This is a genomic window from Variovorax sp. EBFNA2, from assembly GCF_033802765.1.
GTDB lineage: Bacteria > Pseudomonadota > Gammaproteobacteria > Burkholderiales > Burkholderiaceae_C > Variovorax > Variovorax paradoxus_H.
On the sequence record NZ_CP138496.1, the window covers coordinates 6,245,222 to 6,263,775 of the forward strand.

Annotated in this window: 20 protein-coding genes; 8 read left to right on the forward strand and 12 right to left on the reverse strand. The window is 70.4% G+C overall.

The features are described from left to right. Nucleotides 1-46 precede the first annotated feature (46 nt). Nucleotides 47-781: a helix-turn-helix transcriptional regulator gene (locus tag RZE79_RS29375; protein WP_099793925.1), complete on the forward strand. Its 735-nt coding sequence runs from the start codon at nt 47-49 to the stop codon at nt 779-781. Here RZE79_RS29375 and pyrF read toward each other — a convergent pair. The 6 genes from pyrF to RZE79_RS29405 are packed head-to-tail and all read right to left on the reverse strand — an operon-like array spanning nt 778 to nt 5,554. Further along, entirely contained in the window at nt 778-1,602 is an 825-nt protein-coding gene (pyrF, locus tag RZE79_RS29380; RefSeq protein WP_056577070.1) for an orotidine-5'-phosphate decarboxylase, read from the reverse strand. The two genes, RZE79_RS29375 and pyrF, sit on opposite strands and share 4 nt — an antisense overlap. Before the next feature lie 33 nt (nt 1,603-1,635). After that, nucleotides 1,636-2,475: a uracil-DNA glycosylase family protein gene (locus tag RZE79_RS29385; RefSeq protein ID WP_319357998.1), complete on the reverse strand. Its 840-nt coding sequence runs from the start codon at nt 2,473-2,475 to the stop codon at nt 1,636-1,638. Continuing rightward, the gene (rimI, locus tag RZE79_RS29390) at nt 2,472-3,014 is read right to left on the reverse strand and encodes a ribosomal protein S18-alanine N-acetyltransferase (RefSeq protein ID WP_099793929.1); all 543 of its coding nucleotides are present in this window, start codon (nt 3,012-3,014) and stop codon (nt 2,472-2,474) included. The genes RZE79_RS29385 and rimI overlap by 4 nt, the downstream gene beginning before the upstream one ends. After that, on the reverse strand, nt 3,011-3,724 hold the full coding sequence (tsaB, locus tag RZE79_RS29395) for a tRNA (adenosine(37)-N6)-threonylcarbamoyltransferase complex dimerization subunit type 1 TsaB (RefSeq protein WP_319357999.1): 714 nt from the start codon (nt 3,722-3,724) through the stop codon (nt 3,011-3,013). Before tsaB ends, rimI begins: the two co-directional genes overlap by 4 nt. Continuing rightward, on the reverse strand, nt 3,717-4,739 hold the full coding sequence (locus RZE79_RS29400) for a DMT family transporter (protein ID WP_319358000.1): 1,023 nt from the start codon (nt 4,737-4,739) through the stop codon (nt 3,717-3,719). The genes tsaB and RZE79_RS29400 overlap by 8 nt, the downstream gene beginning before the upstream one ends. Before the next feature lie 47 nt (nt 4,740-4,786). Beyond that, the gene (locus RZE79_RS29405; protein ID WP_319358001.1) at nt 4,787-5,554 is read right to left on the reverse strand and encodes a DeoR/GlpR family DNA-binding transcription regulator; all 768 of its coding nucleotides are present in this window, start codon (nt 5,552-5,554) and stop codon (nt 4,787-4,789) included. A 78-nt stretch (nt 5,555-5,632) separates the two neighbouring features. Between RZE79_RS29405 and RZE79_RS29410 the strand changes: the two genes are divergently transcribed. The 3 genes from RZE79_RS29410 (at nt 5,633) to RZE79_RS29420 (ending at nt 9,398) form a co-directional block, all read left to right on the forward strand. Continuing rightward, nucleotides 5,633-6,220 carry a GDP-mannose pyrophosphatase gene (locus RZE79_RS29410; protein WP_319358002.1) on the forward strand — a complete coding sequence of 196 codons (588 nt, stop codon included), beginning with the start codon at nt 5,633-5,635 and terminating at the stop codon, nt 6,218-6,220. Nucleotides 6,221-6,227: 7 nt separating this feature from the next. Next, the gene (gene dacB, locus RZE79_RS29415; protein WP_319358003.1) at nt 6,228-7,661 is read left to right on the forward strand and encodes a D-alanyl-D-alanine carboxypeptidase/D-alanyl-D-alanine-endopeptidase; all 1,434 of its coding nucleotides are present in this window, start codon (nt 6,228-6,230) and stop codon (nt 7,659-7,661) included. A gap of 141 nt (nt 7,662-7,802) precedes the next feature. Next, nucleotides 7,803-9,398 carry a prolyl oligopeptidase family serine peptidase gene (locus RZE79_RS29420; RefSeq protein WP_319361334.1) on the forward strand — a complete coding sequence of 532 codons (1,596 nt, stop codon included), beginning with the start codon at nt 7,803-7,805 and terminating at the stop codon, nt 9,396-9,398. Nucleotides 9,399-9,425: 27 nt separating this feature from the next. On the opposite strand, the gene RZE79_RS29425 is transcribed toward RZE79_RS29420, so the two are convergent. The 3 genes from RZE79_RS29425 to purE are packed head-to-tail and all read right to left on the reverse strand — an operon-like array spanning nt 9,426 to nt 12,183. Beyond that, complete coding sequence (locus tag RZE79_RS29425) at nt 9,426-10,427, reverse strand: L-threonylcarbamoyladenylate synthase (RefSeq protein WP_319358004.1); 1,002 nt, start codon at nt 10,425-10,427, stop codon at nt 9,426-9,428. Then, on the reverse strand, nt 10,424-11,626 hold the full coding sequence (locus tag RZE79_RS29430; RefSeq protein WP_319358005.1) for a 5-(carboxyamino)imidazole ribonucleotide synthase: 1,203 nt from the start codon (nt 11,624-11,626) through the stop codon (nt 10,424-10,426). Before RZE79_RS29430 ends, RZE79_RS29425 begins: the two co-directional genes overlap by 4 nt. Next, nucleotides 11,623-12,183 (reverse strand): 5-(carboxyamino)imidazole ribonucleotide mutase, encoded by a 561-nt coding sequence (gene purE / locus RZE79_RS29435; protein ID WP_319358006.1) that lies wholly within the window; start codon nt 12,181-12,183, stop codon nt 11,623-11,625. The genes RZE79_RS29430 and purE overlap by 4 nt, the downstream gene beginning before the upstream one ends. Before the next feature lie 36 nt (nt 12,184-12,219). On the opposite strand from purE, the gene RZE79_RS29440 reads away from it, so the two are divergent. From RZE79_RS29440 to RZE79_RS29455, 4 genes are all read left to right on the forward strand, one after another. Then, the gene (locus RZE79_RS29440) at nt 12,220-13,140 is read left to right on the forward strand and encodes a tetratricopeptide repeat protein (RefSeq protein ID WP_319358007.1); all 921 of its coding nucleotides are present in this window, start codon (nt 12,220-12,222) and stop codon (nt 13,138-13,140) included. 124 nt (nt 13,141-13,264) lie between these two features. Further along, entirely contained in the window at nt 13,265-13,573 is a 309-nt protein-coding gene (locus RZE79_RS29445) for a helix-turn-helix transcriptional regulator (RefSeq protein ID WP_319358008.1), read from the forward strand. A 49-nt stretch (nt 13,574-13,622) separates the two neighbouring features. Beyond that, entirely contained in the window at nt 13,623-14,912 is a 1,290-nt protein-coding gene (locus RZE79_RS29450; protein WP_319361336.1) for a type II toxin-antitoxin system HipA family toxin, read from the forward strand. A gap of 102 nt (nt 14,913-15,014) precedes the next feature. Next, a complete protein-coding gene (locus RZE79_RS29455; RefSeq protein ID WP_319358009.1) occupies nt 15,015-15,458 on the forward strand; it encodes an META domain-containing protein in 444 nt (147 codons plus the stop codon). A 12-nt stretch (nt 15,459-15,470) separates the two neighbouring features. On the opposite strand, the gene RZE79_RS29460 is transcribed toward RZE79_RS29455, so the two are convergent. From RZE79_RS29460 to RZE79_RS29470, 3 genes are all read right to left on the reverse strand, one after another. After that, nucleotides 15,471-16,379 carry a phosphoribosylaminoimidazolesuccinocarboxamide synthase gene (locus RZE79_RS29460; RefSeq protein ID WP_153281556.1) on the reverse strand — a complete coding sequence of 303 codons (909 nt, stop codon included), beginning with the start codon at nt 16,377-16,379 and terminating at the stop codon, nt 15,471-15,473. Nucleotides 16,380-16,479: 100 nt separating this feature from the next. After that, nucleotides 16,480-17,544, reverse strand: a complete 1,065-nt coding sequence (gene fba, locus RZE79_RS29465) for a class II fructose-bisphosphate aldolase (protein ID WP_319358010.1) — start codon at nt 17,542-17,544, stop codon at nt 16,480-16,482. A 74-nt stretch (nt 17,545-17,618) separates the two neighbouring features. Then, complete coding sequence (locus RZE79_RS29470) at nt 17,619-18,551, reverse strand: alpha/beta hydrolase (RefSeq protein WP_373696519.1); 933 nt, start codon at nt 18,549-18,551, stop codon at nt 17,619-17,621. Nucleotides 18,552-18,554 lie beyond the last annotated feature (3 nt).

The window sequence follows — 18,554 nt, forward strand, 5'->3', positions numbered from 1 at the left end:
CCCTTCGGTATCCTTTTTCTATACCTTCAACCCGTACCCTCCCTTCATGAGCACCACCGTCGACCTGGTCCAGGCCCTCAAGAACGAACTCAAAAGCGCCCGCATGACGTATGCCGACCTGGCCCGGTCGCTGGACATGGCGGAATCCAGCGTCAAGCGCATGCTGGCCAAGAGCGACATGCCGCTGTCGCGCGTCGACGCGATCTGCCGCGCCCTGAAGATCGATTTCGCCGAGTTGGCGCGGCGCGTGGCCGACGCCCAGCCGCTGCTGAAGGAGCTGACGCACGAGCAGGAAAAGGCCGTGGTCAAGGACAAGAAGCTGCTGCTGGTGGCGATCAGCGTGCTGAGCCAGTGGACGCTGGAGCAGATCGTGGCGTCGTACCGGATCACCGAGCCCGAGTGCATCGGCTGCCTGGCGCAACTGGACCGCATCGGCATCATCGAGCTGCGTCCGCTCAACCGGTACCGCCTGAAGCTCGCGAAAACCTTCCGCTGGCGCCCGCACGGCCCGGTGATGGAGTTCTTCCGCGAGAACGTGGTGCTCGATTACTACAAGGGCGGCTTCGACGGCCCGGCCGAAGGCCTGCTGCTGGTGCACGGCTCGATCAGCCGGTCATTGGCACCGGCCTTCCTGGAGCGGCTGCAGCGCGTGGCGCAAGACTTTGCGCAGCAGCATCAGACCGACCAGAAGCTGTCGGCCAAGGACCGCGAGGGCTACACCCTGCTGCTGGGCATGCGCAATTGGGAGTTCGAGGCGTTCACTCGACTCCGCAGAAACTAAGGCTTGGCGGCTTCGAGCGCGTCGCGCGTGGTGCGCGCGGCGTTCTTCGCCGCGTCGGCGAAGTCTTCGCCCGACGAGGCATAGATGATCGCCCGCGACGAGTTCACGATGATCGGCGCATCGGCACGCCAGCCGGCGCGCACCGTGGCAACCGCGTCGCCGCCCTGGGCACCGACGCCCGGGATCAGCAGCGGCACCGTCGGCGCGAGTTCGCGCACGCGCTCGATCTCGGCCGGGTAGGTCGCACCCACCACGAGGCCGAGCTGGCCGTTGAGGTTCCACGGGCCCTGCGCCAGGCGCGCGACGTGCTCGTACAGGAAGGGCTGGCCCTCGACGCTCGCGAGCCGCTGGCCCTGCAGGTCGGAACCGCCGGGGTTGCTGGTGCGGCACAGCAGGAAGGCGCCCTTGCCTTCGTGCTTGAGGTAGGGCGCGACCGAATCGAAGCCCATGAAGGGCGACAGCGTCACGGCGTCGGCGCCGTAGCGCTCGAAGGCTTCGAGCGCGTATTGCTCGGCAGTGGAGCCGATGTCGCCGCGCTTGGCGTCAAGAATGGTGGGCACGTGGGGCGCGTTGCGGCGCATGTGTTCCATCAGGCGTTCGAGCTGGTCTTCGGCGCGGTGGGCGGCGAAGTAGGCGATCTGCGGCTTGAAGGCGATGACCAGGTCGGCCGTCGCGTCGACGATGCGCGCGCAGAAGTCATAGATGCGGCTGGCGTCGCCCTTGTACGCCCCCGGGAATTTGGCGGGCTCCGGGTCGAGGCCCACGCAGAGCAACGAACCGTTGGTTTGCTGTGCGGCGGCCAGCTTGTCGAGGAAAGTCATGGGGGCCGATTTTACGGACCCCGCCCGCCGCCCTCAGGCCGTGGGGGTGGCCTGCTCTGCCGCCAGGCACAGGTCGGCCCAGGCGCGGGCCTTGTCGGCCGGGTTGCGCAGCAGGTAGGCGGGGTGGTACGTGGCGACCACCGGCACGCCGTTCGCCGACGCCAGCGGCACCGCGCGACCGCGCAGCTTGCCCAGCGGATCGCGGCTTTGCATCAGGCTCTGCGCGGCCAGCGGGCCCATCGCCAGCACGATGCTCGGCGCCAGCGCCGCGGCGTGGGCGTCGAACGCGGCATCGATCGGCTGCGGGCTGCCGGGCTGGCCGGCGGCCACGCCGCGGTGCGTGCGCATCAGGTGCACGGGCGTGCGGCCGTCGTGCAGCTTGAGCGCGCGCAGCATGTTGTCGAGCAGGCGGCCGGCGTCGCCCGCGAAGGGCTCGCCGTGGCGGCCGTCGGCCTCGGGCGGCATGTCGGCAACGACCAGCCAGCCGCCCTGCACCGGCGCCGTGGCATCGGCCTTGTCGGCATACAGGCGGCAGGGCGCTTCGACCAGCACGGCGGCGCCTTGCGCCACGGGCGGTGCCGCGACGGGACGCGGTGCCGGGGCGGCCACGGGGCGGGCGACGGGCGCGGGTGCCGGGCGCGGCGAGGGCGGCGGGGGCGCGTCGTAGGACTGGTCGCGATCGTCGAGCTCCAGCGGCGGGCCTTCGGGCATGTCGGGCATGCCGGAATCAGCGGCCACGGGGGCCTGCGGCTCGGCTTCGACTTCGATCTCGGGTTCCGGCGGCACGGGCCACCAGACCTTCACGCCCATCTCGTCGAGCATGGCGCGCTGGCGCGCGTCCAGGCGCAGGGTGTGGACTGCGGTGTCCGTCATCGCAAAGCTCCCCAGGCGGAGCCTGTTTCGTTGAGGCGCATGCTCATGACGACCGCGTCTTCACGCTTGCCGTCGAACGCCGGGTAGTAGCCCTTGCGCACGCCGACGCTGCGAAAGCCTTGCCGCAGGTAGATGTCGAGCGCGCGCCGGTTGCTTTCGCGCACCTCCAGCCAGAGCCACAGCGCGCCCTCGCCGCGCGACCAGCCGGCCAGCGCTTCGAGCATGAGCGGCGCCCAGCCCTGGCGCTGGAAAGCCGGCGCCACGGTGATGTTGAGCAGGTGCACCTCGTCCACGCCCTTCATGGCGACGAAGTAGCCGATGAGCGTTTCGCCCAGGCTGGTGCAGGGCGATTCGACACCCGCTGCCACGCCGGGCGCCAGCAGGCACTGGCAGTGGTAGCCCACGGCCATCGAATCGGTGAAGTTGGCGCGCGTCCAGGGGTGCGTGTAGGCCGTCTGCTCGACCGCGCACACGGCATCGATCCGCTCGACGGTGAGCGGTTCAAGGCGGGCTTCGACGGACTGGAGGACAGCACTCATGCGGGGTTCGGCGGAACGACAGCGGCAGCAGCCTTGATGGCGGCGCGTTCCTCGGTGGTTTGCGCCACTTTATCGCGAACATAGAGCGGCCAGGCCTGCGCGGCGGGCACGGTGCGTCCGGCCGCGAGCAGCGCGGGCGCCAGCCGCAGCATGGCGGCGGCCGTGGGCAGCACCTCGTGGCGGGCCGTGGCGGGCGCCAGGCGCGGGCCGTAGGCGGTGAAGGCGTTGCCGGCGAGCGCCCAGCCGGCCGGCACCTCGAGCGCCTCGGGGGCGAGCAGCAGCGGCTCGGGATCGCCGCCGAACGGGCCGGCGGTGTCGAAGTCGTAGTGCGCGGCGTAGAGCTGGTCCATGCGCGCATCGAGCACGGCCACCACACGCTGCGCGCCGAAGGCATGGCGTGCCTCGTCGGCCACCGCCAGCAGGGTGTCGACCGGGAGCAGCGGCACCTTGGCGCCGAAGGCCAGGCCCTGCGCCACCGAACAGGCGGTGCGCAGGCCGGTGAAGGAACCCGGGCCGCGCCCGAAGACGATGGCGTCGAGCTCGGCCAGCGCGAGCCCCGCGTCGGCAAGCAGCTGACGAATCAATGGCAGCAGCGTGCTCGACGCCTGCGCGCCGCCCACGCCGCTGTGCGCCAGCACGCGGTCGCCGTGGCGCACCGCGACCGACAGGTGCTCGGTGCTCGTGTCGAAGGCCAGCAGCTTGTCAAACATTCGGACGCCCCATTCCTGCCGGGCACGGCGTCGGGCAGACCGGCGCCGCACGCACGGCCGCGGCCTTGCGCACGCCGAACAGGATGCCGGCCGTCACCAGCGCAAGCCCGGCGATCAGGCTCCAGTGCATCGGTTCGCCCAGCCACAGCACCGCGCCGAAGGCCGACAGGCCCGGCACCAGCGCCGTGATCATGGTGGTGCGCACGGGGCCGAAGTGCTGGATCATTTTGGTGAAGGTGATGCCGGAGATCACGACCGAGCCGAGGCCCTGGAAGGCCATCTGGAACGCGACCTCGCCCCACGGCGCGCTGCCGATGTGGCTCACGACCGCGCCCGAAGCCACCAGCAGCGTGTAGACCGGCACGTAGGTCATGAGCGCGAACACGGTGATGGCGATGGTCGCGCGCACCGCGTCGAGGCCGTGGCGGCGCGCCACGATGCTGTAGCAGGCCCAGCAGAAGGCGGCGCCCATGAACATCAGGTCGCCCTTCCAGACCTCGCCGCCCTCGAAGGCGTGCAGCAGGCTGCGCCCGCCGACCACGAGGTCGCCCGCGACGATCATCGCCAGGCCGATGGCGCGCGTGGGCGTGATGCGGTCGCGCAGCACCAGTGCAGCCAGCAAGGTGGTCCACAGCGGCAGGCTGCCGGGCATCAGCACGGCGGCATGGCCGGCCGGCGCAAAGAAGAAGCCGCTGTACGCGATGAGCGCGTAGGCCACGCCGCCGAAGATGCCGGCCGTGGCCGTCACGCGCAGCGACAGCGGCGACAAACCGAAGAACGACGACACCGCGCCGCGGTGCTTCGTCGCCAGCCATGCGCCCCAGGGCACCAGCACCAGGCTGGCGCCGCAGACGCGCGCAAAGGCGAGGTCGAAGGGCGTGAGCGAACGTGCGGCCGAGGCGCGCGCGATGAGGATGAAGGCGGTCCAGACCACGACGGTGACCACGGCCGCGCCGATGCCGAGCATGCGGGGAGACAGGAGGGGCGGGGAGGTCTGCGGGAGCGCGGCGGGCATCCCGCCATTATCGAGGGCGGACCTCGGCCGCGCAGGGGCGGGGCGAATCAACCAGCCTCGTCGGCGCGCAGGATCGCCAGGCCGGCCGCGCGCAGCGGCGCCAGCGCCTGCTCCGGGGCCTGCGGCGCCACCAGCAGCTGCGTTGCGTCCGCCAGCGGGTTGATCACCCAGGCCGACGCGGCCCCGAGCTTTTCGGACGAGGCCAGCACGATGGTCTCGGCCGCCGCGGCCATGAGCGCGCGCTTGATCTCGGCCTCTTCCGCGTCGCCCGTGGTCAGGCCCGCCTCGGCATGCACGCCGGTGACGCCCATGAAATACGTGTCGGCATGGATGCGCGAAATGGCCGCCATGGCCGCCGCGCCGACCGCCACCATCGAATGCCGGAAGAGGCGCCCGCCGATCAGCACCACCTCGATGCCGGCGTGCGCCTGCAGCTCGACCGCCACCGACGGGCTGTGCGTGACCACCGTGGCCTGCAGCGTGAGCGGCAGGTGGCGCGCCAGTTGCACGGCCGTGGTGCCGCCGTCGATGAACACCACCTGCCCCGGTTTCACGAGGCGCGCGGCGGCGCGGCCGATGGCCACTTTTTCGTCGGGCGCGAGCTGCTGGCGCCCGGTGAAGTCGGCCTCGGCCGCCGCCACCGGCAGGGCGCCGCCGTGCACGCGCTGCAGCAGCCCTTCGGCCGCGAGCTCGCGCAGGTCGCGGCGGATGGTGTCTTCGGACAGGGCCAGCTCCTCGCTGAGCGCCTTGGCGACGACCTGGCCGTCGCGCCGCAGGACCGAGAGGATGTGTTGCTTGCGCGGGCGGGTGAGCATGGGCCGATGATAGCGAGTTTGCACGATGTTGCACGAATCATCTTGATATTGCACGAATCCGGTTTTATGCTCACCGCCATGACCATTCACGACCGCGTCCGGGTGCACGAAGTCACCCTCCTGTCCGACAACTGGTACACGCTGCGCACCACCGCCTTCGACTGGCGGCGCAACGACGGCGAGTGGCAGCGCATGCACCGCGAGACCTACGACCGCGGCAACGGCGCCACGCTGCTGCCCTATCACCTCGGCCAGCGCACGGTGCTGCTCACGCGGCAGTTCCGCTACCCGGCCTTCGTCAACGGCCACGACGACCTGCTGATCGAGGCGGCCGCGGGCCTGCTGGACAACGCCGCGCCCGAGGAACGCATCCGCGCCGAGGTCGAAGAAGAACTGGGCTACCGGCTCGGCGCGGTGCAGAAAGTGTTCGAGAGCTTCATGAGCCCGGGCTCGGTGACCGAGAAGCTGCACTTCTTCGTCGCGCCCTACGAGGCCTCGATGCGCGTCGGCGCGGGCGGCGGGCTGGCGGAGGAGGGCGAGGACATCGAGGTGCTCGAGCTGCGCATCGACGAGGCGTTGGCCATGGTGGCCGACGGCCGCATCGCCGACGCCAAGACGATCATGCTGCTCTACCACGCGAAGCTGCACGTGTTCGCGCCGGGATAATCGGCGGATGCCTCCTGCCTTCCGCCACGCGCCCCGTGCGCAGACTCTTGCGCTGACCCTTGCACTGCTGGTTTCGACCGGCGCCCTCGCACAGCAAGCCCTCCCGCCCCAGGTCGATGCCGCCCTCGCGCGCGCCAAGGTGTCGCGCGACGCCGTGACTGTGCTCGTGGCCGATGCCGACGCCGGCCGCGCGCCGCGCCTGGCCTGGCGCTCGCAGGTGCCGGTGAACCCGGCCTCGATCATGAAGCTGGTGACCACCTACGCGGCGCTCGACCTGCTCGGCCCGGCCTACAGCTGGAACACGCCGGTCTACGTCGAGGGCTCGGTGGCCAACGGCGTGCTCAACGGCAACCTCTACATCAAGGGCCAGGGCGATCCCAAGCTGGTGCTCGAACGCGTGTGGCTGCTGCTGCGCCACGTGCAGGGCCTGGGCATCACCACGGTGAGCGGTGACATCGTGATCGACCGCAGCGCCTTCGAGACCACGGTCGAGAACGACCCCGCCGCCTTCGACGGCGAACCGCTGCGCCCCTACAACGCCTCGCCCGATGCGCTGCTGGTGAACTTCAAGTCGGTGAACATGACCTTCGCGCCCGACCGCGCCGGCCAGTTCGCGCGCGTGAGCTACGAGCCCCCGCTGGCCAGCGTGGCGATGCCGCCGACCGTGCCGCTGGCGCCCGGCGAATGCGGCGACTGGCGCGGTGCACTCAAGCCCGACTTCAGCGACGTGAACCGCATCCGCTTCAACGGCGGCTTTCCGACGGGCTGCGGCGAGAAGAGCTGGGCCGTGGCGTACGCCGACCCGCGCACCTACAGCCTGCGCGCCATCGGCGGCATGTGGGCCGAGATGGGCGGACGCGTGGGCGGCCAGATGCGCGAAGGCCGCGTGCCCGCGGGCCTGAAGCCGACCTTCGATTTCGAATCGCCGCCGCTGGCCGAGGTGGTGCGCGACATCAACAAGTACAGCAACAACGTGATGGCGCAGCAGCTGTTCCTCACGCTCGGCCTCACGCAGAAGCAGCGCGGCACCTTCGAAGCCTCGCGCAGCGCGATGGGCCAGTGGTGGCGCGACCGCATCGGCACCGGCGAGGCCTCGCCGGTGTTCGAGAACGGCTCGGGCCTGTCGCGCGACGAGCGCATCAGCGCCGCCGCGCTCGGCAAGATGCTGCAGGTGGCATGGCGCTCGCCCGTGATGCCCGAGCTGGTGGCCTCGCTGCCCGCGATGGGCGTGGACGGCACGCTGAAGCGGCGCACGCTGCGCTCGGGCGGCGCGGCCCACCTGAAGACCGGCACGCTGCGCGACGCGTCGGGCGTGGCCGGCTACGTGCACGGCGCGAGCGGCCGGCGCTACGTGCTGGTGGCCATCGCCAACGGCGAGAACGCCGGCGCGGCGCGCGCCGCCTTCGATGCGCTGATCGACTGGACCGCGCAGGACCAGTGACCCGGACGGGGGCTGGCCCAATTCGGCTACCGGGCTACTGAATAGGTTCTGCTGGCAAACGCGGCTTGCGCGCGGCCGTGGCGCTGCCCAGAATGGGACGCTCGTTCGTTTCGATACCTCTCCAGGAGACGCGTCTTGACCTTGCAGCATCCACGGCCATCGTCCCTCTCGGCTCGCCGAATCACTGCCACGGCGACGCTCGCCGGCACCGCGTTGCTGCTCGCCGCCTGCGGCGGGGGCGGCGGCGGTGGGGGCGGCATCGGCGTCGTATTTCCGCCGCCGGGCGGCGGCAGCGACACCGGCCGCGGCACGGTCGTCACCAGCCCGCCCGAGCAGGGCACCAAGCTCACGGCCGACCAGTTCAGGGCCAGCCTGCAGGCCTCCGACCAGGGCAAGGCGCTGCTGCAGGTCACCGGCGCGCCCAAGTGCGGCGTCGACATGCGCTACCTCGAGTACCGCACCGTCGGCGGCAAGAACGAAGCCACCAACGCCACCGCCGCGATCATGGTGCCCTCGGGTTCCGACGTCGCCTGCAGCGGCGGGCGCCCGGTGGTGCTGTACGCGCACGGCACCACGCCGGCGCGCAACTACAACCTCGCCAAGTGGACCGACACCACCCAGCCGGCCGCCGGCGAAGGCCTGATGGTGGCAGCCATGTTCGCGGCGCAGGGCTACATCGTGGTGGCGCCCAACTACGCGGGCTACGACAAGTCGACGCTGCCCTACCACCCGTACCTCAACGGCGAGCAGCAGGGCAAGGACATGGTCGATGCGCTCACCGCGGCGCGCAAGACCTTCTCTGAGATCGGCGCGAACGACGCCGGCTCGCTGTTCATCACCGGCTACTCGCAGGGCGGCTACGTGGCAATGGCCGCGCACCGCGAGATGCAGGCCACCGGCAAGCCCGTGACGGCCTCGGCCCCGCTGGCCGCGCCCTCGGCCATCAGCCTGCTGACCGACTACACCTACCTGGGCTGGCCCGCACTGGGCTCCACGCTGTTCGTGCCGCTGCTGTCGACCAGCTGGCAGCAGCAGTTCGGCAACGTCTACGGCAGCCCCGGCGACGTCTACGAAGCGCAGTACGCCACCGGCATCGAGACGCTGCTGCCGAGCCTCTCGCCGGGCACGCTGTTCTCCAGCGGCAAGCTGCCGCAGCTGGCGCTGTTCCCGGCCGACGGCAAACCGGGCCCGGTGAGCCCCGAGCTGTCGATCTTCTACGGCGCCAACAACCTCATCAAGCAGAGCTTCCTGACGCAGGCGGCCACCGACATCCAGTCGAACACCTGCCCCGGCAACGCGCTGCCGGCCACGGCCGCGTCGCTCGGTTCGGCCACGCCGCTGGACTGCAAGCCGGCCACGGGCTTCCGCAAGGCGGCCATCGCCAACGACCTGCGCAACTGGGTGCCAGCCAAGCCGATGCTGCTGTGCAGCGGCGCGAACGACCCGACCGTGAACTTCCTGAGCACCCGCGCCACGGCCGGCTACTTCCGCGCCAAGGGCATGCCGGCCGCCGCGCTCGCGGTGGTCGACCTGGAAGACAACGGCGCCACCGACAGCTATTCGGCGGCGCGCGCAGGCTTCGCGCAGGCGAAGGACCTGCTGGCACAGAGCACGCCGGGCAGCGCCGCCGACAAGGCGCGCGCCGTGACCGCGGCCTACCACGGCACGCTGGCGCCGCCGTTCTGCCTGGCGGCAGCGCGCGGATTCTTCCAGGGTGTGCTGGCGGCCGGGGGCTGAGCCCCGCAGCAGCCTAAAAGGCGTTGATCAGGCCGCTGCAGCGCGCTGCAAGCGGTCCTTGACGCCTTCCCACTCGGGCGTGTCGGGCGGCGTCTCGACCCAGATCAGCTTCACGCCCTGCGCGTCGAACTCGCGCAGCACCGCGAACAGCTGCTGCGCGGCGGCAGCGGCATCGTCGGGCATGCGCCGCAGCAGCACGCGCTGCGAGCGGCTGCGCACATTGCTGCGCGTCCACACGGCGATGTGCGCGGCGTTGGCGCCGAGCACGTCCAGCCCGGTCTGAATGGCCTTGGTGTCCATGAGCCGCACCTTGGCGTCGGGCGCGTAGTGCGCCTCCAGCGTGCCCGAGGCGCGCGGGTCGGGCGTGTCGAGCACCTCGCGGTCGCGCAATGGCTCGCCGACGGCGGCCTCGATCTGTGCGCGCGTGATGAGGCCCGGGCGCAGCAGCACGGGCGCGCCGCGGCTGCAGTCGACGATGGTCGATTCGATGCCCACTTCGCAGGCACCGCCGTCGATGACGAGCAGCGCGTCGCCAAACTCGTCGTGCACGTGCTGCGCCGTGGTCGGGCTGACGCGGCCGAAGCGGTTGGCGCTCGGCCCCGCCAGGCCGGGCACGCCCTGTTCGGCGCAGGCTTCGAGCAGCGCCTGTGCCACCGGGTGCGCGGGACAGCGCAGGCCGATGGTGTCCTGTCCGCCGGCCGCCGCCGTGCCCACGCCGGGCTGGCGCGTGACGATCAGCGTGAGCGGGCCGGGCCAGAAGGCCTGCACGAGCTTCTGCGCGAAAGGCGGCAGCGGCTGGGCAAAGCGCGACAGCGCCTGCGCGCCCTTGGCGCCCGCCGCCACGTGGACGATCAGCGGATGGTCGGCCGGCCGGCCCTTGGCCGTGAAGATGCCGGCGACAGCGGTGTCGCTGCTGGCGTCGGCGCCCAGGCCGTAGACGGTCTCGGTCGGGAAGGCGACCAGCCCGCCCGCGCGCAGCACGCGCGCGGCCTCGGCGATGGCGTCGGGAGCGTGGCCGTCGAGGATCATGCGAGCGCCGGCAGGCCCAGCAGCAGCGCGGCCTGCGAGGCATTGGCGCGCACGCTCTCGAGCGTGGCGCCGGTGAGGGTCAGGTGGCCCATCTTGCGGCCGCGGCGTGGTGCCAGCTTGCCGTACAGGTGCAGGTGCGTGCCGGGCACGGCGAGCACTTCGCTCCAGCGCGGCGCGACCGGCTTGATGCCGTCGCCTTCGCCGTCGGGGAACCACAGGTCGCCCAGCAGGTTGAGCATGACGGCGGGGCTGTGCTGGCGCGGTGCGGTCAGCGGCAGGCCGGCCAGGGTGCGCACCTGCAGCTCGAACTGCGACACGTCGCAGGCTTCCATCGTGTAGTGGCCGCTGTTGTGCGGACGCGGCGCCATTTCGTTGACCACCAGCGAACCGTCGGCCAGCGCGAAGAACTCGACGCACAGCACGCCCACGTAGTCCAGGCCGCTGGCGATGCTCCTGGCGGAATTGACCGCGCCCTGCGCCACGGTCTTGGGCATGTTCTGCGGATGCACCTCGGTCACGGCGAGGATGCCGTCGCGGTGCAGGTTGCGCTGCGGCGGGAAATGCACGATCTGGCCGTCGCGGCCGCGCGCCAGGATCACCGAGCACTCGAACTCGAGCGGCAGCATCTTTTCGAGCACGCAGGGCACGCAGCCGGCGGCCTGCCAGGCCTCGACCAGTTCGGCGCGCGTCTTCACGCGCTGCTGGCCCTTGCCGTCATAGCCCAGGCGGGCGGTCTTGAGGATGCCGGGCAGCAGCAGCTGCTCGTCGACGGCAGCCAGCTGCTCCGCCGTCTCGATGACGGCATAGGGCGCGCACGGCACGCCGCAGCGCGTGAAGTGCGCCTTCTCGGCGATGCGGTCCTGCGCGATGGCGATGGCCGACGCGGCGGGCGACACCGGCCGCGCGACCGCCAGGTGCTCCAGCGAGGGCGCGGGCACGTTCTCGAACTCGGTCGTCACCGCGTCGGCCAGGCCGGCGAGGCGGGCGAGGCCGTCGACGTCGGCGTAGTCGGTGTGGATGTGGTGATGGCTCACGCGGCCGGCGGGGCTGTCGGCATCGGGGTCGAGCACCGCGGTGAAGTAGCCCATGCGCTGGGCCGCGTGCGCGAACATGCGCCCGAGCTGGCCGCCGCCGAGCACGCCGAGCGTGGCGCCCGGGAGGATCGGCAGGTCGGCCGAATGGCCGGTGACGCCGCTCACAGTGCACCCCCGCCTTGCGGCGAAAACGGTGACACGGGCGACACGGGAGACACAGCGCCCGCTTCGGGCGGCGGCAGCACCATGGCCTCGGCGGCGGCGGTCTGGGCCGTGCGGAAGGCATCGAGCCTGGCGCGCAACGCGGGGTTGTTCACTGCCAGCATCGCCACCGCGAACAGCGCCGCATTGGCCGCGCCGGCGGTGCCGATGGCAAAGGTGGCCACGGGCACGCCCTTGGGCATCTGCACGATGCTGTAGAGGGAATCGACGCCCTGCAGGTGGCGGCTGGCCACCGGCACGCCGAGCACCGGCACCGTGGTTTTGGAGGCCAGCATGCCCGGCAGGTGGGCCGCGCCGCCCGCCCCCGCGATGATCGCGGTGAGCCCGCGCCCGGCGGCGCTTTCGGCGTACGCGAACAGCGCATCGGGCATCCGGTGGGCCGAGACCACCTTCGCTTCGTGGCTGATTCCGAATTGCTGGAGAATCTCGACCGCGTGGCGCATCGTCTCCCAATCGGAGTTCGAGCCCATCACTACACCGACCTGAATGGTTTCGTTCATGGTTTCAATTTTACGTTTCACCCCCAGCTGTTCCCGATGATCGACATCACTCTCGAAAATTTCCAGTCCGAGCTGATCGAAGGCTCGGTCGCCACGCCGGTGCTGCTGGACATCTGGGCCGAATGGTGCGGCCCCTGCAAACAGCTCGGCCCGGTGCTCGAAAAACTCGAAACCGAATACGCCGGCCGCTTCACGTTGGCCAAGCTCGACGCCGACAAGGTGCCGCAAATCTCGTCGCAGCTGTCCGAAATGTTCGGCGTGCGCAGCATCCCGTTCTGCGTGATGTTCAAGGACGGCCAGCCGGTCGACGGCTTCGTCGGCGCCATTCCGGCCGAGAAGATCCGCGAATTCCTCGACAAGCACGTGCCGGGCGCCGACGAGGCCGAAGCCGCCTCGGAAGAAGCCGCCGCGCAGGAAGCACTGGCCGAGGGCGACACCCTGGGCGCGCTCGAGAAGCTGCAGCACGCCGTGGCCACCGACCCGGCCAACGACGACGTGCGCTTCGACTACATCAAGCTGCTGCTGCAGGAAGGCCGCACCGACGACGCGAAGGTCGCCTTTGCACCGGTGATCGCCAAGACCACGCTGGTGCGCCGCTTCGATTCGCTGCAGCGCTGGATGGACGCCATCGATTTCGCCGCACCGGTCACCGGCTCCGCACCGACGCTGGGCGATTTCGACGACAAGATCGCCGCCAACAAGCGCGACTTCGACGCCCGCTTTGGCCGCGCCCGCCTGCTGATGGCCGCCCAGCGCTGGACCGACGCGATGGACGAGCTGCTCGACATCCTCATGCGCGACAAGAGCTGGAGCGAAGACCTGGCGCGCAAGACCTACATCGCGATCCTCGATGTGATCGAACCGCCGAAGGTGAAGGTCGCCGACGGGCAGATTCCGCCGGACGATCCGGTCGTCGCCACGTACCGCCGCCGCCTGAGCAGCGTGGTGCTGAGCTGAACGACGCATTGCGCCTTTCAGTGCGCAATTGAACAAAAAAGCGATCTGTGGGTCGCTTTTTTATTGCCGCTGTCGTCCCATATAGATAGCATTGCTACTCAATTTCCGATAAAAGCGCATTGCAATGCTCCAACTGACTGAAGAACTCGAAAAAGCCCGCAAGGCCGGCGGCCTGAGCCAGGAGGCGCTGGCCACGCGCGCCGGGCTGTCGCGCATGACGGTGCAGCGCATCGAAAGCGGCCAGATCGATCCGCGCCTGTCGACGCTGCTCGAAATGGCGCGCGTGCTGGGGCTCGAACTCATGCCCGTGCCCGCCACGCTGCGCCCGCAGCTCGAAGACTTCGTGCGCTCGGGCGGGCGCCTGCTCGGCCAGCCTGCGGGCGTGGGCGCGCCGCCGTCCATCGCGCAGAGCCTGGCGGACGAGAACCGGTGAGCCGGTGAGCACGCGCGCCGTCTTCAACACCGGCATCCGCTACCTGCGGATGCACCTGCACCTGCCCGGTGGCGGGCGGCGCGCCATCGGTTACCTCTCGCAGTACGGCGACATCCTGCGCGTGTCGTTCGATGAGGCCTACATCGCCGACCCGGGCCGGCCCACGCTGTCGCTGGCCTACCGCGGCGCGGACGAGGCCGCCACGCGCGCCATCCTGGCGTCGGCGCGCGACACCCGCGTGTCGCGCAGCGACGGCCGCTGGCCCAGCTACTTCCAGAACCTGCTGCCCGAGGGCCACAACCGCGAGCGCCTGGCGCAGCAGCGCGGCTGCGCGGCCGACGACGAGTTCGAGCTGCTGGCCGCCGCCGGCCACGACCTCATGGGCGCGCTCGAGGTCGAGCCCGTGCCCACGTCCGAAGGCATTCCCGACACCGTGCGCCACTGGCACACGGCGCTGGGGCTCGACGTGCTCGAACCCGGCTTTGTCGAGATGCCGGTGGAAGACGCCGCCGCCATCCCCGGCGTGGTGACCAAGTTCTCGGCGGTGCAGGACGGGCGGCGTTACGTGGTCAAGCGCCACGGCGCGGCGGGCTCGTTCATCCTCAAGCTGCCGAGCACGCGCCACCCCGACCTGGTCGCCAACGAATACACCGGCTATCGCCTGTGCGGCGCACTCGGCCTCGACTGCGCGCAGGCCCACGTGATCGGCCGCGCCGACGCCGACCTGCCCGAGCAGGTGCCGTTCGCGCAGATCCTGGCAGTGCGCCGCTTCGACCGCACACCCGAGGGCGGGCGCATTCACATGGAAGAGTTCGCGCAGGTGCTGCAGTACGAGCCGCGCCAGAAGTACGGCCGCGGGCTGACCACCGACTGGCCCGCCATGCTGCGCGTGCTCGACCGCCTGTCGCCCAACCCGGTGGCCGACGTGCGCGAGTGCGTGCGCCGCCTGGTCGCCTTCATCCTGCTGGGCAACAGCGACGCGCACCTGAAGAACTGGGCCCTGCGCTACCCCGACGGCATGGCGCCGGTGCTCGCGCCGCTGTACGACCCGGTCTGCGTGGCCGCCTTCTTCGAGGACGTGCCGGCGCGCGACTACGGCGTCAACCGCGCCATCGACGCCACGCTGCGCGCTTTCGACGGGCCCGCGCTGGAGGCGCTGCTGCGCGCGGCCGGGCTGCTGCGGCCGGCGCGTTTGATGGCCATCGCGCGCGACACCGTGCGCCAGGCCCAGGCCGAGTGGCCCGCGCTGCTGGCGCAGGACGGCACGCCCGCCAGCGTGCGCCGCTGCGTCGAGACGCGCCTTGCGGGCGGCGTGGCCCTCGCAGCACTCGCGGCCTGAAGAAGCCCGGACGCGCCGACGGGCCTGTCTTCGCACCGGCCACGGCGTCGCATACGATGGCGCCGGTTTTAACTTGTTGCAGATTGAAAAGGAAAATTGGCCATGCGTTCCTTCGCCCGCCGTACCGCGCTCCCCGCCGTTGCCTCGGCCGCGCTGCTGCTGACCGCCCTGACCGGTTGCGGCAGCGGCATCAGCCTCGACGAGCCGATCGAAGGGCCGGTGTGGCGCCTGGTGCAACTGGGCGACGAGCCCATCGCACCGGGCGGCGATGCCCAGTTGCAGTTCGACCGCAACAGCGGACGGGTGAGTGGGTCGGGCGGCTGCAACCGCGTCACGGGATCGTTCACGCGCGCGGGCGTGTCGCTCAAGCTCGGCCAGATGGCCGCGACGCGCATGGCCTGCGCCGACCCGGTGCGCGGCGCCAACGAGGCGCAGTTCCTGTCGGCGCTGCAGAGCACGGCCAGCTACCGGCTGGCGCCGGGGCGGCTCGCGCTGCTCGATGCGAGCGGCCGCACGGTCGCGCTGCTCAGCAGCGGCAACCGCTAGGAAAAAAACAGATCAGCCGTGGGTGAGGCGGTCCAGCGCCTCACGGTACTTGGCGGCCGTCTTCTCGATGACTTCGGCCGGCAGGCGCGGCGCCGGGGGCGTCTTGTCCCAGGGCTTGCCGTTGATCTTGGTGGCTTCGAGCCAATCGCGCACGAACTGCTTGTCGTAGCTCGGCGGATTGGTGCCGGCGGCCAGCGCGGCTTCGTAGCCCTCGACGGGCCAGTAGCGCGAGCTGTCGGGCGTGAGCACTTCGTCCATGAGCACCAGCGTGTCGTTCTCGTCCAGGCCGAACTCGAACTTGGTGTCGGCAATGATCATGCCCTTGGCGAGTGCGATCTGGGCCGCGGCCTCGTAGATGGCGATGCTGATCTCGCGGATCTGCTGGGCCAGCTTGGGGCCGACGATCTCGACCACGCGCTCGTAGCTGATGTTCTCGTCGTGCTCGCCGGCCGCGGCCTTGGCGGCGGGCGTGAAGATCGGGCGCGGCAGCTTGCTCGCGTTGGTCAGGCCCTCGGGCAGCGGCACGCCGCAGACCGCGCGGTTGTCCTGGTATTCCTTCCATCCGCTGCCGGCCAGGTAGCCGCGCACCACCGCCTCGACCGGGATCGGACGCAGGCGCTTGACCAGCATCGAGCGGCCCGTGACCTGCGGCACCTCCTCGGCGGTGACCACGCTCTCGGGCGCTTCGCCCGTCAGGTGGTTGGGGCACAGCGCGCCCAGGCGGTCGAACCACCACAGCGCCATCTTCGTGAGGATCTCGCCCTTGCCGGGGATGGGTTCGCCCATGATCACGTCGAAGGCGCTGAGCCGGTCGCTCGCGACCATCAGGATGCGGTCTTCGCCGACGGCGTAGTTGTCGCGCACCTTGCCGCGCGCAAGCAGGGGCAGGCTCTGGATGGAGGAGGTGTGAACGGTGGTCATGGACGGATGCTCGGCTGGGAAACGGTGACGGGAAAAGCGGATTGTGCGCGCAGAAAAAAGCCACCGCGAGCGGTGGCCTGCGGCGCGCAGTCTGTCTTCGTTAGATGACTTGCTGCGCCAGGTCGCCCTTGGCGTACCTGGCAGCGACGACCTGCAGCGTGTCGCCCTTGATCTTGGCGCCCTGGCCTTCGCAGCCGAACTCGATGTAGCGCTGCTTGCAGATCTGCTTGGCGGCTTCGCGCGCGGGCTTGAGCCATTCGCGGGCGTCGAACTTCTCGGGGTTCTCGGCCAGGAACTTGCGCACCGCGCCGGTCATCGCCAGGCGGATGTCGGTGTCGATGTTGATCTTGCGCACGCCGTACTTGATGGCTTCCTGGATTTCCTCGACGGGCACGCCGTAGGTTTCCTTCATGTTGCCGCCGTACTGGCGAATGATTTCCAGCAGGTCCTGCGGCACCGACGACGAGCCGTGCATCACCAGGTGGGTGTTGGGCAGGCGGGCGTGGATTTCCTTGACGCGCTGGATCGACAGGATGTCGCCCGTGGGCTTGCGCGTGAACTTGTAGGCGCCGTGGCTGGTGCCGATGGCGATCGCCAGTGCGTCCAGCTGCGTGGCCTTCACGAACTGCGCGGCTTCCTCGGGGTCGGTGAGCAGCGAGGCGTGGTCGAGCACGCCTTCGGCGCCGATGCCGTCTTCTTCACCGGCCAGGCCGGTTTCGAGCGAGCCCAGGCAGCCCAGCTCGCCTTCGACGGTGACGCCGACCTTGTGGGCCAGTTCGACCACCTTGCGGGTCACCTCGACGTTGTAGTCGAACGAAGCGGGCGTCTTGCCGTCTTCGTGCAGCGAGCCGTCCATCATCACGGACGAGAAGCCCAGGTCGATCGCGCCCTGGCAGATGGCCGGGCTCTGGCCGTGGTCCTGGTGCATCACCAGCGGGATGTTCGGGTACTGCTCGATGGCGGCCTGGATCAGGTGCTTGATGAAGGCTTCACCCGCGTACTTGCGGGCGCCGGCGCTGGCTTGCAGGATGACGGGCGCGCCGGTTTCCTTGGCGGCCTCCATGACGGCCTGGACCTGTTCGAGGTTGTTGACGTTGAAGGCCGGAATGCCGTAGCCGTTGGCGGCGGCGTGGTCCAGCAGTTCGCGCATCGAGACGAGTGCCATGGGAAATACCTCGTGGGAATAGAAAAAACGGGAAAAAAGAGAAGGCGGAAAGTCGGGAGAAAACTACCCCGATTCTACCGAGCCCCCTTGTGGGACGGCGCTGACGCCAACCCGAGGAAATCCACCACAGGCGGCAGCACCGGCCCGCCCAGCCACTGGATGGGCCTGGCAAAGGCGCCGACCAGCGTGACATGGCTCAGGTTGTCGAACAGCCTCACCTGCACCGGAACGTCGGCGGCGCGCAGCGCGGCGGCCATCCGGCCGGTGTTGCGGTCGGGATAGACCAGGTTGTCCTTCGCCGCCGCGAGCAGCAGCGCCCGCGGCGCGGCGGGCGTCACATGCGACAGCGGCTGCGAATCGCGCGGCGTGTCCGGCCAATTGAAGGCGGCCTGCGCCTGCGGGTCCCCGATGGGCAAAAAGTCGTAAGGGCCAGCCAGGCCGATCCAGCCCGCGAGCTGCTTCGGGCTGGCGCCCAGTTCACCGAGCCAGCGATCGTCGAGCGCCACCATCGCCGCGTTGTAGCCGCCCGAGCTGTGGCCCATCACGTAGACCTGCTTCGGATCGGCGCCGAGCCGCGCGGCGTTGTCGAGCGCCCATTTGACGGCCCGGGCGCTGTCCTGCACGAAGACCGGGTAGGTGAAGGCGGGCGACAGGCCGTAGTCGGGCACCACCACCACGGCGCCGCGCGCGGCCAGCGCCTCGCCCATGAACCTGTAGCTGGCGCGGTCGCCGCTCGTCCAGGTGCCCCCGAAGAAGAACACCACGAGGGGGCGGGCGTCGCCGGCCGGCTGGGCGGACGGCAACGGCTGGTACACGTCGAGCCGCTGGCGCGGCGCGGGACCGTAGGCGATGCCGCCCTCGAACCGGTAGGTGTCGCCGGGCACCAGCCGGTCGAGCAGCCTGATCGGCGAACACGCCGACAGCAGGGCGGCCCCCGCCACGGCGAGAGAGACGGCAAGGGCGCCACGGCGCGGGCGGAACGTCAAGGCAGAGGATGGCAAGGTCATCGA